Here is a 17,754-nt window from a genome sequence, read left to right as displayed (position 1 = left end):
TCTTCTCTCCGGTCGACACTCAGTGGTCTGTACGTGACGCTGCGGAGTGTGACGGTACAACCCGTCCCCGTGTCAAACGGCAAAAGCCCGCAACGGCCACTCGAACGGTAACCCGACTCCCGGCATTCCTGCCGCCCGGACCGCCCGACCGCCTCTGCGGGACCCCCTTGAAGACCTCGTGCAGATGCCGTGTGGATCTCTTCCGATCAGATCCGGCCGAAACACCACACTCCGAGAACGACGAAGGCCGCTCCGAAGGCTGTGGCCAGCGCGAAGGAGATCGCGGGGCTCGTTCCGTACGCCACCGGCGCACGGTGCAGGGCGCGCGCCCCCGTCCACCAGAGCAGCCCGGCTCCGAACACCGTGAACGCCGCTCCCGCGAAAATTGCCGGCCCGCTCTCCATCGTCGTACCCCTCACCCTCGCCGTCACCGTCGGCCGACCTGGCTCCCCGGACGGTGAGGCTGGCACCTGCGAATCACCGCCGGGCGACCTGGATACGAACTGCCGGTGAACGGCGCGTGGGCGGCAGGGGCGCCCCGCTGGCCGGCCCGGCGACTCGGCCCGCGGCTCAGTCCGGCAGCTCAGTCCAGCGGCTCCAGGAAGGCCTGCTCGACCAGCAGCCGGATCGCCTCGGGCGTACGGTCCCGCAGCAGCACCGGGTCCTCGCCCAGCAGTTGCGCGATGGCGTCGAGAATGCGGCCCGCGCTGAGCGACCCGTCGGACACCCCGGCGAAGCCCGCGCCGACCGTGTCGACCTTCGTCGCGCGCCGCATGCCGCGGTTCTGGCGCAGCACCACGTACTCCGGGTCCTCCGCTCCCGGCAGCCCGATCTGCTCCTGCACGACCTCGTCGGCCAGCCTGAAGTGACCGGCGAGCAGCGCCGCGTCGTCGTGCGACCGCAGATAGTCCTGACGCTCGAAATGGGCGCGCACGACGGGACCGAGAGGCTGTTCGACGGGGTGCGGCCACTCCTCGATGGTGATCGAGGGGTTCTCGGCGCCGGACTTGCGCAGCGTGATCCAGCCGAAGCCGACGCCCTTGGTCTTGCGGGCCTCGAACTCGTCGAGCCAGGCGTCGTAACGCGCGGCGTACTCCGCGGGGCCGGTGCGGTGGTCGCCGCTGTCGCGCAGCCACAGTTCGGCGTACTGCGTGATGTCCTGCACCTCGCGCTGCACGATCCACGCGTCGCACCCGGCCGGCACCCAGGAGCGCAGCCGCTCCTGCCACTCCTCGCCCTCCACGTGCTGCCAGTTGGCGAGGAACTGCGCGTACCCCCCGTCGTTCAGCCGCTCTCCCGCTCCCTGAACGAGCGTGCGGCACAGATCGTCCCCGCCCATCCCGCCGTCCCGGTAGGTCAGCCGCGCACCCGGCGAGATGACGAAGGGCGGGTTGGACACGATCAGGTCGTACGTGTCCTCGCCGACCGGCTCGTAGAGCGAGCCCTCGCGCAGGTCGGCTTCGGGCGCTCCGGAGAGCCCGAGCGTCAGGCGCGTGAAGTGCAGTGCGCGCGGATTCAGGTCGGTGGCGGTGACGCGCACGGCGTGCTGCGCCGCGTGCAGTGCCTGGATGCCGGACCCGGTGCCGAGATCGAGGGCGCGGGTGACCGGCGTACGGACAGTGATGCCGGCGAGCGTGGTGGAGGCGCCGCCGACCCCCAGGACCACCGCTTCGTCTCGGGTGCCCGCGCCCCCGGCGCCACCGACCGCGCGGCCGAGATCGGAGACGATGAACCAGTCCTGGCCCTCCTCGCCGCCGTACGGCCGTACGTCCACGGTCGCCCGTACGGCGTCGCCCGTGCTGTCGCCCCCGTCCGCCCCTTCGCGCACCAGCCAGCCGTCGGCCAGGCACTGCTCCAGGGGCAGGGCGGCCCCGGCACGGCCGACGGGCACGGCCTGCTGGAGCAGGAAGAGCCGCACGAGCGTTTCGAGCGGGCTGTCACCGCGGGTGGCCCGCAACGCGGGAACGGTCTCGCTGCGGGCGAGCGCGGCGTACGCGGGCGCGCCGAGCAGCTCCAGCAGCCCGTCGGCGGTGAAGTCGGCGGCGAGGAGCGCGTCGCGCAGGCGGGCGGAGCTTTCGGGCGCGGGAAGGCTGGTCTTACTCACCCGGCCATTGTCACCGCTCCCACTGACAAAAGCCGCGCGGCCCGGCCCCTCTTCGGGATTCCGGACCACGCGGGCAGGGCCGTACGCGCGCCGTCACAGCGGCCGAGCGCGCCGCAACAGGGCTCTTCGCGCGGCGATTACGCCTTCGCGTCGGGCGAGGCGGCAGTGCTCGCGCCCGGCTTCTGGCAGCCGGGCTGCTTGGCCATCGCCTTGCCGACCTCGCCGGACTGGAGCTTCTGGAGCGCCTGGTCGCCACTCTTGCTGATCTTGTTCAGCTCGTCCGCGACGCCCTTGAGACCGTCCGCGAACTTCGCCTGGTCCTTGGTGTCGAGCTCGTCGACCTGCTTCTTCAGGCCGGCGTACGCCGCCGAGGAGGCGTTGAGCTCCTGGACCGCTTCCTTCTGGGTCGTCTCGCCGTCGTCGACCGGCGGGGGACCCGCCTTGTCCACCGCGGTACCCATGGCCTTGTAGGCGTCGGAGATCTGCTGGAAGGCCTGGGAGTCGGTCCGCTGGACGTCGACGGGCTTGCTGTTGTCCGCGGTCTGCTTCTGGATGGCGGTGTTGGCGTCCGAGATCTTCTTCAACTGGGGCTGCACCTGGTCGCAGACCGTCTTCGCCCAGTCGTTGACCTTGTCGTCGCTGTCGTCGCTGCTGCAGCCGGACAGCGCCATTACCAGTACCGCGCCGCCGGACAGCGCGGCCGCAAACTTCTTGTTCACCGGATTGGTCCCTTCCAAGGCTCTCGGCCCCGGAACATACACGCCAAGTGGGCGACATCCGCATGCCGTACGTCCGGTCCATGGGGTATTGAAGCCATTTGCACCAAGGGAGAGGCACCTCACGGGACAGCCCCGAAAACAGCGAGGACGGGCGGACGCCGCATCAGCACACGGCGTCCGCCCGCCTTCTGAGCAGGCGTTACAGCAGGTGTCGCGAAGTACTACGAGACGATCTTGGACGCCACCGGCGGATCCGCCGGCTTGGGCACCCGTCCGGAGGCCCCCGCGGAGTTGTCTTCGTCACCCACGGCGATTCCGCGCCGCTTGGAGACGTACACCGCGCCGACGATGACAACGATCGCGAGCGTCGCCACCACCGCCCGCGCCCCGGCGTTGGCGTCGTCGCCGTAACTGAACTGCACCACCGCGGGAGCGATGAGCAGAGCCACCAGGTTCATCACCTTCAGCAGCGGGTTGATCGCCGGGCCGGCGGTGTCCTTGAACGGGTCGCCGACGGTGTCGCCGATGACGGTCGCGGCATGGGCCTCGCTGCCCTTGCCGCCGTGATGGCCGTCCTCGACGAGCTTCTTGGCGTTGTCCCACGCCCCGCCGGAGTTGGCGAGGAAGACGGCCATCAGCGTCCCGGTGCCGATGGCGCCCGCGAGGAACGCGCCGAGCGCGCCGACGCCGAGGGAGAAGCCGACCGCGATGGGGGTCAGCACGGCGAGCAGGCCGGGTGTGGTCAGCTCGCGCAGCGCGTCCTTGGTGCAGATGTCGACCACACGGCCGTACTCCGGCTTCTCCGTGTAGTCCATGATCCCCGGGTGCTCGCGGAACTGGCGCCGCACCTCGAAGACCACCGCGCCCGCCGACCTGGACACCGCGTTGATCGCCAGTCCCGAGAAGAGGAAGACGACCGCGGCACCGAGCATCAGCCCGACCAGGTTGTTGGGCTGCGAGATGTCCATCTGCAGGCCCAGCTCGCTCACCTTCGCCCCGACGTCGTCGCGCGCCGTCGCGATGGCGTCCTTGTACGAGCCGAAGAGCGCCGCCGCGGCGAGGACCGCGGTGGCGATGGCGATGCCCTTGGTGATGGCCTTGGTGGTGTTGCCCACGGCGTCCAGGTCGGTGAGGACCTGCGCGCCCGCGCCTGTGACGTCGCCGGACATCTCGGCGATGCCCTGGGCGTTGTCGGAGACGGGGCCGAAGGTGTCCATGGCGACGATGACACCCACGGTGGTGAGCAGGCCGGTGCCCGCGAGGGCCACCGCGAAGAGGGCGAGCATGACCGACGTACCGCCGAGCAGGAAGGCGCCGTACACGCCGAGACCGATGAGCAGCGCGGTGTAGACGGCGGACTCCAAACCGATGGCGATGCCGGCCAGGACGACGGTCGCGGGTCCCGTCAGCGAGGACTTGCCGATGTCCCTGACGGGGCGCCGGTTCGTCTCCGTGAAGTAACCCGTCAGCTGCTGGATCAGAGCGGCCAGCACGATGCCGATGGCGACGGCGACGAGCGCCAGCACCCTCGGGTCGCCGTCGTGCCCACGGACGACCGCGTCGGTCACACCGTCCAGGTCGGCGTACGAGGACGGCAGATAGACGAAGACCGCCACCGCGACCAGGACGAGGGAGATGGCCGCCGAGATGAAGAAGCCGCGGTTGATGGCGGTCATTCCGCTGCGGTCGGCGCGCCGCGGGGCGACCGCGAAGATGCCGATCATCGCGGTGACCACGCCGATCGCCGGAACGATCAGCGGAAAGGCCAGTCCGGCGTCACCGAAGGCGGCCTTGCCGAGGATGAGTGCCGCGACGAGTGTGACGGCGTACGACTCGAAGAGGTCGGCCGCCATGCCCGCGCAGTCCCCCACGTTGTCGCCGACGTTGTCGGCGATGGTGGCGGCGTTGCGCGGGTCGTCCTCCGGGATGCCCTGTTCGACCTTTCCGACCAGGTCGGCGCCCACGTCGGCGGCCTTGGTGAAGATGCCGCCGCCGACTCGCATGAACATCGCGATGAGCGCGGCGCCGAGACCGAAACCCTCCAGAACCTTGGGCGCGTCGGCCGCGTAGACGAGGACGACGCAGGAGGCTCCGAGCAGGCCGAGGCCCACCGTGAACATGCCGACCACGCCACCCGTACGGAAAGCGATCTTCATCGCTTTGTGCGCGACCGCTGTCAGATCCTTTTCCGGCTCGCCTTCGGCCGGCGTGGCTTCACGCGCGGCGGCTGCCACGCGGACATTGCTGCGTACGGCCAGCCGCATCCCGATGTATCCGGTCGCCGCCGAGAAAAGCGCGCCGACCAGGAAAAACGCGGAACGTCCCGCGCGCTGCGACCAGTTGTCAGCCGGAAGCAGCAGGAGCAGGAAGAACACCACGACGGCGAAAACGCCGAGTGTGCGCAACTGACGTGCGAGATAGGCATTCGCGCCTTCCTGCACGGCCGCCGCGATCTCTTTCATCTTGTCGGTGCCTTCGCCGGCTGCCAGTACCTGACGTACCAGCAGCTGGGCGACGACCAGGGCCGCCAGTGCCACTACGGCGATGACGATCACGATGATCCGGTTCTCGTCGGTGAGTACCGCGGCCGCGAGAGTAGAGGGGTGGTCCAGCTGATCCGTTGTAAAGAGCCCCGCCATTCGTCCTCCTTGACGCTCAGCGCTCAAGATGTGGACGGATTGTAGGGAGCGGAACCTGATCAAAACAGAGCGCCGCAAACCGAATTGACCTTCGCTTGCCACTCAGCAAATGATCGCGTTCCCCCCATCTCCTCAAAGGCGGTAATGGGGCAAACGCATTGTCGATTCCGGAATGATCTCCGGCAAAGATCCAGGGAAATACGAAAGGCCCTGCTCAGCAGGGCCTCACGGAAAAGATCCGGTCCACGGGACCGGCCGGAAATCAGGGGAGAACGGTCGTGGGTGTCGTCGGCCAGCTCATGCGGATGGTGCCACCGGACGCGCCGGAGACGACTTCGACATCGTCGACGAGTCCGCTGATGACCGCCAGCCCCATCTCGTCCTCACCGTCGGAATCGGCGTCGGAGTCGGACGCCGAGCCGACGCCGGCATCGCCGGACCCGGGCCCCGTGGTGCTGCGCACCCCGGGAACCGATCCGGCCGCACCGCCGCCCGAACCAGGCACCTCGTCCCCGACCTCGATGGAGAACGACTTCTCCTCCTCGGTCAGTGCGACCCGGACCGGAGCCGAGATGCCATTGCTGCGGTGGAGTCCCACCGCACGGGTGCACGCTTCGCCGACCGCGAGTCGGACTTCGTCCAGAACCGCCTCGTCCACCCCGGCACGGCGCGCCACGGCGGCCGCCACCAGGCGGGCCGTCCTGACGTGCTCGGGCTGGGCGCTGAAGCGGAGTTCAACGGTGGCCATCTGCGGTCCCCCTCGGACGTACGGGCGTGCTTCTCAGGGGCCCAGGCCTGCGGCCCGGTGCCCCTGTTCCTTCTTCCGGTCTCCCGGAAGCCGTCAGTCGGTGGCGTTGACGGCTTCGTCGACCGAGGTGTGAATGGGGAACACCTTGGTCAGCCCGGTGATTCGGAAGATCTTGAGAATGCGCTCCTGGTTGCAGACCAGTCGCAGCGAGCCCTCATGGGCCCGGACGCGCTTGAGTCCACCCACGAGCACGCCGAGTCCGGTGGAGTCGAGGAAGTCCACGCCTTCCATGTCGACAACCAGGTGGTAGCTGCCGTCGTTCACCAACTCGACCAACTGCTCGCGCAGCTTGGGCGCGGTATACACATCAATCTCGCCACCGACCTCGACGACCGTACGGTCGCCACCAGGTCCAGACACGTTGCGAGTCGACAGGGACAGGTCCACGGATCCTCCAGCACCTTGCTATCGAGCGGCCGCCCCCCTGAGGTCTCCCCGGCGGAGCCAGAGGACGGAACGCCAGCCGCGATGGCATTCAATCACTTACCTGCAGGCATGCACGATGCCTTGGAACCATTGTCCTTCACGCCAGTGACACACTCGGTGCCGATGGCCAAGAATCACCGTCCCAGCAGACTTACGGAGAACACGGGTGCGCGCCCCTCTCCGCGTACGGTCCTCGACCGGCTCACCGCAGGCGAGAGCCGCTCCTCGCGCATCACTCATACGGAGCACTTGCCCCCACGTGCGGGTTCTCATGCAGTGTGGCCCGACCGCATCCGTGCGGAAGTGATCGCGGCGATCCAGGCCGCCGGGATCGAACATCCCTGGACCCACCAGGCGCAGGCCGCGGAGCACGCCCTGGACGGCGAGTCCGTCGTCATCGCCACCGGTACCGCGTCCGGCAAGTCGCTCGCCTATCTGGCCCCCGTCCTCACCACCCTCCTCGACGGCTCCGAGGCACCGAACGGGCGCGGCGCCACAGCCCTGTATCTCGCCCCCACCAAGGCCCTCGCGGCCGACCAGCGCCGCGCGGTGAAGGCCCTCGCCGCGCCGCTGGGCAACGCCGTCAGGCCGGCGGTCTACGACGGCGACACGCCGGTCGAGGAACGCGAATGGGTACGTCAGTACGCCAACTACGTCCTCACCAATCCAGACATGCTGCACCTGGGAATACTTCCCTCCCACCCCCGCTGGGCCTCCTTCCTGCGGGCTCTGCGCTTCGTCGTCATCGACGAGTGCCACACCTACCGCGGCGTCTTCGGCTCCCACGTCGCCCAGGTGGTCCGTCGCCTTCGCCGCCTGTGCGCCCGCTACGGCGCGAATCCGGTCTTCCTGCTCGCGTCCGCCACCTCCGCGGAACCGGCCGTGTCCGCGGGCCGCCTGACCGGCCTTCCCGTCCGGCAGGTGGCGGACGACGCCTCCCCGCGCGGTGAACTGGTGTTCGCCCTCTGGGAGCCGCCATTGACCGAACTGCAGGGCGAGAAGGGCGCGCCCGTCCGCCGTACCGCCACCGCCGAGACCGCCGACCTGCTCACGGACCTGACCGTGCAGGGCGTCCGCTCGGTGGCCTTCGTACGTTCGCGGCGCGGCGCGGAGCTGATCGCCCTCATCGCCCAGGAACGCCTGGCCGCCGTGGACCGCTCCCTCCCCGCTCGGGTCGCCGCCTACCGCGGCGGCTACCTCCCCGAGGAACGCAGGGCTCTGGAACGCGCCCTGCACTCCGGACAGCTCCTCGGGCTCGCCGCGACGACCGCGCTCGAACTCGGCGTCGACGTGTCGGGGCTGGACGCCGTCGTGATCGCCGGATATCCCGGCACCCGGGCCTCCCTCTGGCAGCAGGCGGGGCGGGCCGGCCGGAGGGGCGAGGGCGCCCTGGCGATCCTCGTGGCCCGCGACGACCCGCTGGACACATACCTCGTCCACCATCCCGACGCCCTGTTCCGCCAACCGGTGGAGTCGACCGTCCTCGACCCGGCCAATCCGTACGTCCTCGCCCCCCATCTGTGCGCCGCCGCCGCCGAGACCCCGCTGACCGATGCCGACATGGAGCTCTTCGGCCCCGCCGCCGCCGAACTGATGCCGCAGCTGGAGGCCGCCAACCTCCTCCGCCGCCGGGGCCAGTCCTGGTACTGGACCCGCCGGGAGCGGGCCGCCGACCTCACGGACATCCGGGGCGAGGGCGGGCGGCCCGTGCAGATCGTCGAGGCGGAGACCGGCCGGCTGCTCGGCACGGTCGACGCGTCCGCCGCCCACGCCTCCGTCCACGACGGCGCGGTCCACCTCCACCAGGGCCGTACGTACCTGGTGCGCCACCTGGACCTGGAGGACCCGCACGGCGCGGTGGCCCTGGTCGAGGAGGCGAATCCGCCGTACTCCACCACTGCCCGCGACACCACGGCCGTCTCCGTACTGGAGACCGACACCGAGGTTCCCTGGGGCGAGGGCCGCCTCTGCTTCGGCTCCGTCGAAGTCACCAACCAGGTCGTCTCCTTCCTCCGTCGCAAACTCATCACCGGCGAAGTGCTCGGCGAGACCAAACTCGACCTCCCTCCCCGCACGCTCCGGACCCGCGCCGTGTGGTGGACGGTCACCGAGGACCAGCTCGACGCCGCCCGCGTCAACCCGGAGCAGCTGGGCGGCGCCCTGCACGCCGCCGAGCACGCCTCCATCGGGATGCTCCCGCTCTTCGCCACCTGCGACCGCTGGGACATCGGCGGCGTCTCGGTCCCGCTCCACCCGGACACCCTGCTGCCGACGGTCTTCGTGTACGACGGCCATCCGGGCGGCGCGGGCTTCGCGGAGCGGGCTTTCCACACGGCCCGTCAGTGGCTGACCGCCACCCGCGAGGCCATCGCCTCCTGCGAGTGCGAGGCGGGCTGCCCCTCCTGCATCCAGTCGCCCAAGTGCGGCAACGGCAACGATCCCCTCGACAAGCGGGCCGCCGTCCGCCTCCTGACGGTGCTCCTCAGGGGAGCCCCGGCCGACCCGGATGACCGGGGCGGCCCGGTTGATCCCGATGGGCACGGTGGCGGCCCCGGTGGCCAGAAGCCTCCAGAGGTCGCTGAGAGCCCCTCGGAGTGAGCCCGGCGGCCACGGGTCCGGCGGGGCCCGCCCGGGCCCTCACAGCCACGCTGTACGGCCCTGCGGCGGCCTCCGCCGTAACGTCGGAGATCTCGCCGTCCACGGAACACCGCACCAGGCGCACCTGCTGAGCCGTTGCGACCTCCGCCGCCTCACCGCACGCGGCGGCCTCACCCCGCATCCACTGCCCCGCCGCCGCGAGCGCCGCCAGATCCGCGGCGCCCCCGGCCCGGTGCCGGGCCACCACCGCCTGCCCCGCCGCCAGCGCCCCCGCGAACACCACCCCCAGGACGACCACCCCCACCAGTCCCCACACAGCGGCCGACCCCCGTTCACCCCACCCGGCCCGGCCGGACCGGACACCGCTGCCCCACCTCCGCTTCACACCGCCACCCCCACGGTCTCCTCGGCCGGCGCCACCGCCTCCGCACGCAGGGTCAGTGACAGCGCCCCCAGGCCCGGCGTGGGGGCCTCGACCGTCACGCGGACCTGATCGCCCTGCCTGCCGATCGTGACGTGCGCCCCGCGCGGCGCCGCCTGCCGGGCCGCCGCGACCGACTCGGCCTCCGGTTCCTGTCGTGCGGCGGCCCTGGCGCCCGCTCTCGCCGCGTCCACGCACTGGATCTGCGCCGAGGTCGCCATCAGCGCCCAGACCAGCGCCATGGTGAAGAGCACCAGCGCCGGCAGCACCACGGCGGCCTCCGCCGTGACGTAACCCCGGTCCGCGCCTCTCAAAGCCTCAGAACGGCACATCGAGCGCCCTCCCCACGACCGCTTCCAGAGCCGACGCGACCATGTCGCTCGTGACCACCTTGTAGAGCACCGCCGCGAAGCCGCAGGCCGCGATCGTCCCCATCGCGTACTCGGACGTCGTCATCCCCGCGTCACCGCCGCCGGCCACCCCACGCACCAGCCCGTGTGCCCGCACCCGCATCCACACCCACATGTCGACCCCCAAGGTCAGTTGCCGTTCATCAGTCCGCTCGCCAGTCCGATCACCACGGGCGCCACTCCGACCACCAGGAAGGCGGGCAGAAAGCACAGCCCGACCGGCCCGACCATCAGCACGCCCGCCCGCTGGGCCCGGGCCGAGGCCTCCCTGGCCCGCTCTGCCCTGAGGCCCTCGGCCAGCCGGGAAACGGGTTCGGCCGCCGGGGCCCCCGAGGCGCCCGCCCGTTCCAGGCAGCGGGCCAGTCCCGCAGCGCCCGGTATCGCGCCCAGCCGGCCCCACGCGTCCGCCGGTTCGCCTCCGAGCCGCAGCTCGGCGGCGGTCCGCGCGAGCCGCTCGCCCACCGGGCCGCCGAGCGAATCCCCCACCGCCTCCGCCGCCTCACGCGGCCCGGCACCGGCCGAGATACAAGCCGCCAGAAGATCGGCGGCCAGCGGGAGTTGCCGGGCATCGACCGGGCCGTCTCCACGCGGCTTGCTCACGCGCCGCTGCCACCGGAAGGTCCCGTACGCGACGGTCGCACCGACAGCGCAGCCGCTCAGCCCTCCGACCAGCACATAGCCCGTCGCGGCGGCTCCCACCGGCGGGCCCCAGCGCAGCAACCGCACGCCGTACTCAGGCCTCCACCGCCACCCTCGCCGGAAGTCCCGCCCGGCCTTCCCCGCTGCCTCCATGGCCAGCAGCGCCTCCAGCCGCTTGCGGTGCGACCGCTCCCGCCGCCGCCCGGCCAGCGCGAGCACCAGCCACACCGCAGTGGCCGCGACCGACACCACCGCACCCAGCCTGTGGACAACTTCACCGCTCAACATGGGCTCTCCCCCCGTCGTACGATCCGCCGGGCCCAGAAGAGACCCGCCCCCTCCAACAGCCCGCCGACCAGAAGGCACCCGAGCCCGGCCGGCGTGTGCAGCAGCACCCGCAGCGGTCCCGCCCCCAGCGCGGTGCCGATCACCAGCCCGGCCACCGGAAGCAGCGCCAGGAGCGCCACCGTCGCCCAGGCCCCCGTCAACTGGGCCCGGAGGTTCTCCCGCTGGTCACGCTCGGCCCGCAGCGCGCCCTCCAGCCGGTCGAGCCCTGCCGCGAGACCGGCGCCGCCGTCCACCGCCACCCGCCAGCACGCGGCGACCCCGGCAAGCCCGTCGGCCCCCGGCTCCCGCGCCGCCGTCCGCAGCGCGTCCGGTACGTCGCCACCGAACCGCGCCGCCGCCATCACCTCGGACTCCGCCCCACCGAGCCCACCGGTGCCCGAGGCGGCGGTGAAGAGCGCCTGGTCCGGCTGTCTCCCGGCCCGCAGCTCGCCCGCCACGGCCCCGCACAGCGCGATGACCGCGTCCGCCCGCCGTTCCCGTTCCCGGCGCCGCACCCCGGCGCGCAATCGGCGCCGCACCAGAGGTACCGCCGCCGCCCCCGCGACCAGCGGCAGCACCGAAGCGCCCAGCACGGCCACGAGCACCGCCACCGGCACACACAGCCACTCCCGCCCCAGCCGCCTCCACACCGGCGTCATCAGCCGCTCCCACAGCACGCCCGGGCCGCCGGGATCCACCACCCCGCCCGCGAGCATCAGCCGCGCCCGCCGCACATCCCGGTCCCGCCCGGCCAGCAGCCACGCCGCCGCCCCCGCGCACACAGCAGCCGCGCACACGGGCCCCACGCCCGCGCCCGTCACAGCGCACTCCCGAGCAGCGCACGCAGCCGGGGCCAGCCGCGTTCGTACGAGAAGGCCTCCGCGCCCCACCGAAGCGCCGGCACGGTCACCACCAGCCCCGCCGCGTCCCGCTCCAGCACATGGACCTCGGCGACCCGCCGCAGCCCGCCCCGCCCACGCGCGAGGTGCACCACCACGTTCAGAGCCGCGGCCAACTGGCTGTGCAGCGCGGCCCGGTCGAGTCCCGCGGCCGCACCGAGCGCCTCGAGCCGCGCCGGGACATCCGCCGCCGCGTTGGCGTGCACGGTCCCGCACCCGCCCTCGTGCCCCGTGTTGAGCGCGGCCAGGAGCTCCGTGACCTCGGCCCCGCGCACCTCGCCGACCACCAGCCGGTCGGGCCGCATCCGCAGCGCCTGGCGTACCAGGTCCTGCAGCGTGACCTGCCCCGCGCCCTCCTGGTTCGCGGGCCGTGACTCCAGGCGCACCACATGCGGATGATCGGGTCTCAGCTCCGCCGAGTCCTCGGCCAGCACGATCCGCTCCCGCTCCCCCACGAGTCCCAGGAGCGTCGAGAGGAGCGTGGTCTTCCCCGTACCCGTGCCTCCGCTGATCAGGTACGAGAGCCTGCCTTCGATCAGTCCCCGCAGCACCACCTCCCCGCCGGGCGGCACCGTCCCCGCTGCGACCAGCTCGGCCAGCGAGAACGCCTTCGGCCGCACCACCCGCAGCGACAGGCACGTGGAGCCGACGGCGACCGGTGGCAGCACCGCGTGCATCCGTGTGCCGTCGGGCAGCCGGGCGTCGACCCACGGCCTCGCGTCGTCCAGCCGCCGCCCCGCCGCCGCCGCGAGCCGCTGCGCGAGCCTGCGCACCGCGGCCGCGTCGGCGAAGGAAACCCCGGTGAGCTCGAGGCCGCCGCCCCGGTCCACCCACACCCGGTCCGGTGCGGACACCAGCACATCCGTCACCGCGGGGTCGGCGAGCAGCGGTTCCAGCGTCCCCGTGCCCACCAGCTCGCAGCGCAGTTCCTCGGCCGTTCCCAGCACCTCGGCGTCCCCCAGCAGCCGCCCCTGTGCGCGCAGCGCCGCGGCCACCCGCGCCGGCGTCGGCTCCGCCCCGCTCTCGGCGAGCCGCTGCCTCACCGCGTCCAGCATGCGTGTGCTCATGAGACACCGCCCCCGGCGAGCGCCTGCTCCCAGAACGCCGTGCAGAACCGCGCCAGCGGCCCGCGCGCGCTCCCGCCCGGCGGCGTTCCACCGGCCTGTGCCTCCAGCAGCCCCGCTTCCACCGGCAGCTCGCCCGCCAGCGGAAGCCCGAGCAGCTTTGCCACCGACTCCTCGTCCAGGCCCGCGGCGTACGGCCCGCGCACCACGGCCCGCAGATCCCGCAGCACCATGCCCACGGTCGACGCCACCCGGCTCGCCGCCGCGACGGCGCGCAGCTCGGCGGGCACCACCAGGAGGCCGAGGTCCAGCTGCGCCAAGGCCTCAGCCACCGCCTCGTCGACCCGTCGCGGCAGGTCGACGACCACCACCCCGCCGCGCCTTCGCGCGGCGGCCAGCACCGCGCGCATCGCTTCCGGCGGGATCACCACACGGTCGCCGCGGTCCCAGCTCAGCACGCGCAGCGCATGCAGCTCGGGCAGCGACTCCTCGAGCGCGCCGCTGCCGACCCGCCCTCTGGATTCGGCGAAATCGGGCCACCGCATGCCTTCCACGGCTTCCCCGCCGAGCAGTACGTCGAGGCCGCCGCCCAGCGGATCGCCGTCGATGAGCATCGTGCGCAGCCCCGTCCGAGCCGCCGCCACCGCCAGCGCACACGCCAGAGTCGACGCCCCTGCGCCGCCCCGCCCGCCGAGCACCCCCACGGTCACCGCCTGCCGCCCGACGCCTTCCGCCACATCGGCGATGCGCTCCACGAGCCAGCTCTCCGCGTCGGGCAGCCGCAGCACATGGTCGGCGCCGATCTCCACCGCGCGCCGCCACACGTGCGGGTCGTCCTGGTCCTTGCCCACGAGCATCACGCCACGTCTGCGTGTTCCCCCGCGTCCGAGCACCGCACCGCGAACCCGCTCGGCGGCGTCGTCGCCCACGAGGATCAGTGGCGCGCTCTCCCAGCTGCCCCGGCGCTCGGGCACCGCGTGATGGACTTCCGGCTCCGCGCCGGCCGCCGCGCACAGCCGCAGCAGGTCGTCGAGCAGGTCGACGTCCTCGGTGACGATCAGCGGTCCGCCCTGTCGTGCTCCGGCGGCCTGCGGTCGATCGGGTGTGATGGATCCGGCCACGATCTCCGCCCCCTCTCACTGCGATTCCTTCTGTTCACGAACTTCGCGAACGGAATCACCGTGCGGGGATCCGGAAAATCGTGTGGATCTTGCTGAAAAACCGGGGACAACTCATCGGTTGTGAATATCCCGCTCACCTATACCAGTGACTTCCGGAGAGCGGCGGAACGACTACGGAGCGTGACACGTCTCACCAGGGGAAGGCCGCTTCGGCCGCAGGCCAAGAGGGGGAGAAATGATCCGAACCGGAAGGCAGAAAAGCATCCGGACATGCGACGACCCCCGTCGGGGGGGAGAACGGGGGTCGTCTCCACGGCCGACTCGGGGGGGGAGGAGTCGGACCGGGGTAGCACGGTCGCGAACGATCCGTGACTTCCATGGTGTACCCGAGAGCCTTCTCAGGCAAACCCACGCGCCACAGCGTACGCCGAATGGTGGGCGCCTATGCTCGCCTCGTGGAAAAACGCTCCTTGCCGCGAACAGCCGCCTTCTTCGACCTCGACAAGACCGTCATTGCGAAGTCGAGCACGCTGACCTTCAGCAAGTCCTTCTATCAAGGCGGACTGATCAACCGCAGAGCCGCTCTGCGCACCGCGTACACCCAGTTCGTGTTCCTCGCCGGTGGCGCGGACCACGACCAGATGGAGCGCATGCGCGAGTACCTCTCCGCGCTCTGCAAGGGCTGGAACGTCCAGCAGGTCAAGGAGATCGTCGCCGAGACGCTGCACGACCTGATCGACCCGATCATCTACGACGAGGCTGCCTCCCTCATCGAGGAGCACCACACGGCCGGCCGCGACGTCGTGATCGTCTCCACTTCCGGGGCGGAGGTGGTCGAGCCGATCGGTGAGCTCCTGGGGGCCGACCGCGTCGTGGCAACGCGGATGGTCGTCGGTGACGACGGCTGCTTCACGGGCGAAGTGGAGTACTACGCGTACGGCCCCACCAAGGCCGAGGCGATCAAGGAGCTCGCCGCATCCGAGGGGTACGACCTGGAGCGCTGTTACGCGTACAGCGATTCGGCCACCGACGTCCCCATGCTCGAGTCCGTCGGCCACCCCTACGCGGTCAATCCGGACCGGGCGCTGCGCCGCGAGGCGGTCGCCCGCGAATGGCCGATTCTCGTCTTCAACCGGCCGGTCCGCCTCAAGCAGCGACTGCCCGCGTTCTCCATGCCGCCCCGCCCCGCGCTCGTCGCCGCAGCCGCGGTCGGAGCGGCCGCGGCGACCGCCGGCCTGGTCTGGTACGTCAGCCGCAGGCCCGGCCGGAGGCGGGCCCGCAGACAATACGAAAGCTTTGCCCGCATTTGAACCAGAATGCAAAGAAGCACGTCCAGGGCTTTCGCTTCCCCGGCTTCAGGAGTACAAAGGATTTAACGGCCCGCGAGACCAGGGACATCCGAGAGGATGACCGAGAACGCAGTAAGGCCCCACGGACCGAGCATGGAAGTTGAGCACCCACGCGACGTCGACCCGTCGATTACGGGCCACCGCACCAGGTGACGGGCAAAGTTCCCGACCTGATGGGCATAAATTCGAGGACGCATGGTAACTCGGCGGACATGCCAGCGGCGGTACCAGTTACTGGTACCGCCGCAACCCCTTGTCCGGGCCTGAAGCGGCCGGGAAAGCTCAGGCAGCTCCGCGCTGAAGCGCCTCGCACACAGCCGTCGACTCCCTGGCCCCCAGTTCCACCGCGCGCCCGCAGTGCGTGATCCACGCCGCCATGCCGTCCGGGGTCCCCGAGACGTAGCCCTCCAGCGCCGCGACGTACGCCGCGCGCCCCAGTTCGCCGTGCCCGACCTCCGCCGGGCAGACCGACTTCGGGTCGAGGCCGCTGCCGATCAACACGATGCGCTCGGCGGTGCGCGCCACCAGGCCGTTGTGCGAGCCGAAGGGCCGCAGCGCCATCAGCTCACCGTGCACCACGGCTGCCGTCACCAGCGCCGGCGCGGAACCGCCCGCGATGATGAGCTCCGAAAGTCCCTCGAGCCGGCCCGCCACCTCGTCGGCGCCGGGCAGCGGCAGCTCGACCAGGGGCTCGTCCACCGTCTCGCCCGCGAGCCGCGGCCGGCCCACCAGCTCGTCGGACACCCCGGCGCCGCCCGCGGCCACCAGGTGCAGCCGGGCCAGGACCCGAAGTGGCGACTGGCGCCAGATGGAGAGCAACTGCCCGGCCTCAGCGGTCAGCCGCAGCGCCGCGCCGACCCTCCGGGACTCCTCGTCGATGCTGAAGTCGGTACGCCGGCGCACCTCCTCCAGCGCCCAGTCCGCACCCGAAAGGGCCGCCGAGCCGCGGGAGCCCCGCAGGGCCGCCTCCGCGGTGATCTCGTTGCTGCGGCGCCGCATGACGCGGTGCCCGTAGACCCGGTCGACGGCCTTGCGTACGGAGTCCACGGCCTCGGGCACGCCGGGCAGCGCGACCAGCGCCGCGAGTGGATCAGCAGTCGTACTCATAAGTAAGAAGCCTACGCACCCTTGGCACGCGCCCCACCTTGGAGTGGTCTTCTTCACTCACCGTGCGCACGGCACGCGATCATGCGATTACCCTTGGCGAACATGAAGATCGCTTTCGTAGGGAAGGGCGGCAGCGGCAAGACGACGCTGTCCTCGCTCTTCATTCGCCACCTCACCGCCAACGAGGCCCCGGTCGTCGCCGTGGATGCCGACATCAACCAGCACCTGGGCGCCGCGCTCGGCCTCGACGAGGCCGAGGCCGCCGCGCTGCCGGCGATGGGCGCGCACCTGTCCCTCATCAAGGACTACCTGCGCGGCTCCAATCCCCGCATCGCCTCCGCCACCACCATGATCAAGACGACGCCGCCGGGAGAGGGTTCGCGTCTGCTGCGGGTGGATGAGGACAACCCCGTGTACGACGCGTGCGCCCGTACCGTCCGGCTCGACGACGGTGAGATCCGGCTGATGGCCACCGGCCCGTTCACCGAGTCGGATCTGGGCGTCTCCTGCTACCACTCCAAGATCGGGGCGGTCGAGCTGTGCCTCAACCACCTCGTCGACGGTCCCGAGGAGTACGTCGTCGTCGACATGACGGCCGGCTCCGACTCCTTCGCCTCCGGCATGTTCACCCGTTTCGACATGACCTTCCTGGTGGCCGAACCGACCCGCAAGGGGGTGTCCGTATACCGCCAGTACAAGGAGTACGCCCGGGACTACGGCGTATCCCTCAAGGTCATCGGCAACAAGGTGCAGGGCCAGGACGACATCGACTTTCTGCGCGAGCAGGTGGGCGACGACCTTCTGGTCACCGTCCGCGCGTCCGACTGGGTCCGCGCGATGGAGAAGGGCCGCCCCTCCCGCTTCGAGCTTCTGGAGGCCGACAACCGCCTCGCCCTCCAGGCCCTGCAGAATGCCGCGGAGGACTCGTACTCCGAGCGCGACTGGGAGCGCTACACGCGCCAGATGGTGCACTTCCACCTGAAGAACGCCGAGAGCTGGGGCAACGCGAAGACGGGCACCGACCTGGCCGCACAGGTCGATCCCGCTTTCGTGCTCAGGGAGTCGATGCTGGTTTCCCAGCCCTCCTGAAGCCGCCGTCGGGCCCACGCGTGGAGGCGGGCCG

General features: G+C 71.3%; 17 protein-coding genes. 3 read left to right on the top strand and 14 right to left on the bottom strand.

Annotation, left to right across the window (positions count from 1 at the left end; genetic code table 11):
- Positions 1-206 precede the first annotated feature (206 nt).
- The 6 genes from ACWIHY_RS21775 to ACWIHY_RS21750 all read right to left on the bottom strand — a co-directional run bounded on the left by ACWIHY_RS21775 (position 207) and on the right by ACWIHY_RS21750 (position 6,657).
- Positions 207-404, bottom strand: a complete 198-nt coding sequence (locus ACWIHY_RS21775) for a hypothetical protein (protein ID WP_454377313.1) — start codon at positions 402-404, stop codon at positions 207-209.
- Between the two features lie 179 nt (positions 405-583).
- On the bottom strand, positions 584-2,104 hold the full coding sequence (locus ACWIHY_RS21770; protein WP_454377312.1) for a DUF7059 domain-containing protein: 1,521 nt from the start codon (positions 2,102-2,104) through the stop codon (positions 584-586).
- A 137-nt stretch (positions 2,105-2,241) separates the two neighbouring features.
- A complete protein-coding gene (locus ACWIHY_RS21765) occupies positions 2,242-2,823 on the bottom strand; it encodes a small secreted protein (RefSeq protein ID WP_454377311.1) in 582 nt (193 codons plus the stop codon).
- 221 nt (positions 2,824-3,044) lie between these two features.
- Complete coding sequence (locus ACWIHY_RS21760) at positions 3,045-5,462, bottom strand: sodium-translocating pyrophosphatase (protein ID WP_454377310.1); 2,418 nt, start codon at positions 5,460-5,462, stop codon at positions 3,045-3,047.
- Positions 5,463-5,724: 262 nt separating this feature from the next.
- The gene (locus tag ACWIHY_RS21755) at positions 5,725-6,210 is read right to left on the bottom strand and encodes an ATP-binding protein (RefSeq protein WP_454377309.1); all 486 of its coding nucleotides are present in this window, start codon (positions 6,208-6,210) and stop codon (positions 5,725-5,727) included.
- A 93-nt stretch (positions 6,211-6,303) separates the two neighbouring features.
- On the bottom strand, positions 6,304-6,657 hold the full coding sequence (locus ACWIHY_RS21750) for an STAS domain-containing protein (protein WP_028810414.1): 354 nt from the start codon (positions 6,655-6,657) through the stop codon (positions 6,304-6,306).
- 81 nt (positions 6,658-6,738) lie between these two features.
- Here ACWIHY_RS21750 and ACWIHY_RS21745 point away from each other — a divergent pair, with 81 nt between their 5' ends.
- Complete coding sequence (locus ACWIHY_RS21745) at positions 6,739-9,294, top strand: DEAD/DEAH box helicase (RefSeq protein WP_454377308.1); 2,556 nt, start codon at positions 6,739-6,741, stop codon at positions 9,292-9,294.
- Here the strand turns inward: ACWIHY_RS21745 and ACWIHY_RS21740 are convergent.
- From ACWIHY_RS21740 to ssd, 7 genes are all read right to left on the bottom strand, one after another.
- Positions 9,179-9,574, bottom strand: coding sequence for an Rv3654c family TadE-like protein (locus ACWIHY_RS21740; protein WP_454377414.1), 396 nt, complete (start codon positions 9,572-9,574; stop codon positions 9,179-9,181). The genes ACWIHY_RS21745 and ACWIHY_RS21740 overlap by 116 nt on opposite strands.
- 101 nt (positions 9,575-9,675) lie before the next feature.
- The gene (locus ACWIHY_RS21735; protein WP_454377307.1) at positions 9,676-10,047 is read right to left on the bottom strand and encodes a TadE family type IV pilus minor pilin; all 372 of its coding nucleotides are present in this window, start codon (positions 10,045-10,047) and stop codon (positions 9,676-9,678) included.
- Positions 10,034-10,240, bottom strand: a complete 207-nt coding sequence (locus ACWIHY_RS21730) for a DUF4244 domain-containing protein (RefSeq protein ID WP_454377413.1) — start codon at positions 10,238-10,240, stop codon at positions 10,034-10,036. The genes ACWIHY_RS21735 and ACWIHY_RS21730 overlap by 14 nt, the downstream gene beginning before the upstream one ends.
- A gap of 14 nt (positions 10,241-10,254) precedes the next feature.
- On the bottom strand, positions 10,255-11,052 hold the full coding sequence (locus tag ACWIHY_RS21725; protein WP_454377306.1) for a type II secretion system F family protein: 798 nt from the start codon (positions 11,050-11,052) through the stop codon (positions 10,255-10,257).
- The gene (locus tag ACWIHY_RS21720; protein ID WP_454377305.1) at positions 11,046-11,912 is read right to left on the bottom strand and encodes a type II secretion system F family protein; all 867 of its coding nucleotides are present in this window, start codon (positions 11,910-11,912) and stop codon (positions 11,046-11,048) included. The genes ACWIHY_RS21725 and ACWIHY_RS21720 overlap by 7 nt, the downstream gene beginning before the upstream one ends.
- Positions 11,909-13,057 (bottom strand): TadA family conjugal transfer-associated ATPase, encoded by a 1,149-nt coding sequence (locus tag ACWIHY_RS21715; RefSeq protein ID WP_454377304.1) that lies wholly within the window; start codon positions 13,055-13,057, stop codon positions 11,909-11,911. Before ACWIHY_RS21715 ends, ACWIHY_RS21720 begins: the two co-directional genes overlap by 4 nt.
- A complete protein-coding gene (ssd, locus tag ACWIHY_RS21710; protein ID WP_454377303.1) occupies positions 13,054-14,175 on the bottom strand; it encodes a septum site-determining protein Ssd in 1,122 nt (373 codons plus the stop codon). Before ssd ends, ACWIHY_RS21715 begins: the two co-directional genes overlap by 4 nt.
- Before the next feature lie 431 nt (positions 14,176-14,606).
- On the opposite strand from ssd, the gene ACWIHY_RS21705 reads away from it, so the two are divergent.
- Positions 14,607-15,485: an HAD family hydrolase gene (locus ACWIHY_RS21705; protein WP_454377302.1), complete on the top strand. Its 879-nt coding sequence runs from the start codon at positions 14,607-14,609 to the stop codon at positions 15,483-15,485.
- Positions 15,486-15,806: 321 nt separating this feature from the next.
- On the opposite strand, the gene ACWIHY_RS21700 is transcribed toward ACWIHY_RS21705, so the two are convergent.
- Positions 15,807-16,631: an oxidoreductase gene (locus tag ACWIHY_RS21700; RefSeq protein WP_454377301.1), complete on the bottom strand. Its 825-nt coding sequence runs from the start codon at positions 16,629-16,631 to the stop codon at positions 15,807-15,809.
- Between the two features lie 102 nt (positions 16,632-16,733).
- Between ACWIHY_RS21700 and ACWIHY_RS21695 the strand changes: the two genes are divergently transcribed.
- Positions 16,734-17,720: an ATP-binding protein gene (locus ACWIHY_RS21695; RefSeq protein ID WP_454377300.1), complete on the top strand. Its 987-nt coding sequence runs from the start codon at positions 16,734-16,736 to the stop codon at positions 17,718-17,720.
- Positions 17,721-17,754: the final 34 nt, after the last annotated feature.

The organism is Streptomyces sp. NPDC055287 (assembly GCF_053646035.1).
Note: the sequence above shows the minus strand (reverse complement) of the source record. Positions and strands in the feature narration are given on the sequence as shown.

Excerpts from the sequence above, each read along its gene's own strand:
- ACWIHY_RS21775 (WP_454377313.1), bottom strand. The coding sequence starts at position 404 with ATGGAGAGCGGGCCGGCAATTTTCGCGGGAGCGGCGTTCACGGTGTTC.
- ACWIHY_RS21760 (WP_454377310.1), bottom strand. The coding sequence starts at position 5,462 with ATGGCGGGGCTCTTTACAACGGATCAGCTGGACCACCCCTCTACTCTC.
- ACWIHY_RS21755 (WP_454377309.1), bottom strand. The coding sequence starts at position 6,210 with ATGGCCACCGTTGAACTCCGCTTCAGCGCCCAGCCCGAGCACGTCAGG.
- ACWIHY_RS21745 (WP_454377308.1), top strand. The coding sequence starts at position 6,739 with ATGGCATTCAATCACTTACCTGCAGGCATGCACGATGCCTTGGAACCA.
- ACWIHY_RS21735 (WP_454377307.1), bottom strand. The coding sequence starts at position 10,047 with ATGTGCCGTTCTGAGGCTTTGAGAGGCGCGGACCGGGGTTACGTCACG.
- ACWIHY_RS21730 (WP_454377413.1), bottom strand. The coding sequence starts at position 10,240 with ATGTGGGTGTGGATGCGGGTGCGGGCACACGGGCTGGTGCGTGGGGTG.
- ACWIHY_RS21725 (WP_454377306.1), bottom strand. The coding sequence starts at position 11,052 with ATGTTGAGCGGTGAAGTTGTCCACAGGCTGGGTGCGGTGGTGTCGGTC.
- ACWIHY_RS21715 (WP_454377304.1), bottom strand. The coding sequence starts at position 13,057 with ATGAGCACACGCATGCTGGACGCGGTGAGGCAGCGGCTCGCCGAGAGC.
- ACWIHY_RS21705 (WP_454377302.1), top strand. The coding sequence starts at position 14,607 with ATGGTGGGCGCCTATGCTCGCCTCGTGGAAAAACGCTCCTTGCCGCGA.
- ACWIHY_RS21700 (WP_454377301.1), bottom strand. The coding sequence starts at position 16,631 with ATGAGTACGACTGCTGATCCACTCGCGGCGCTGGTCGCGCTGCCCGGC.
- ACWIHY_RS21695 (WP_454377300.1), top strand. The coding sequence starts at position 16,734 with ATGAAGATCGCTTTCGTAGGGAAGGGCGGCAGCGGCAAGACGACGCTG.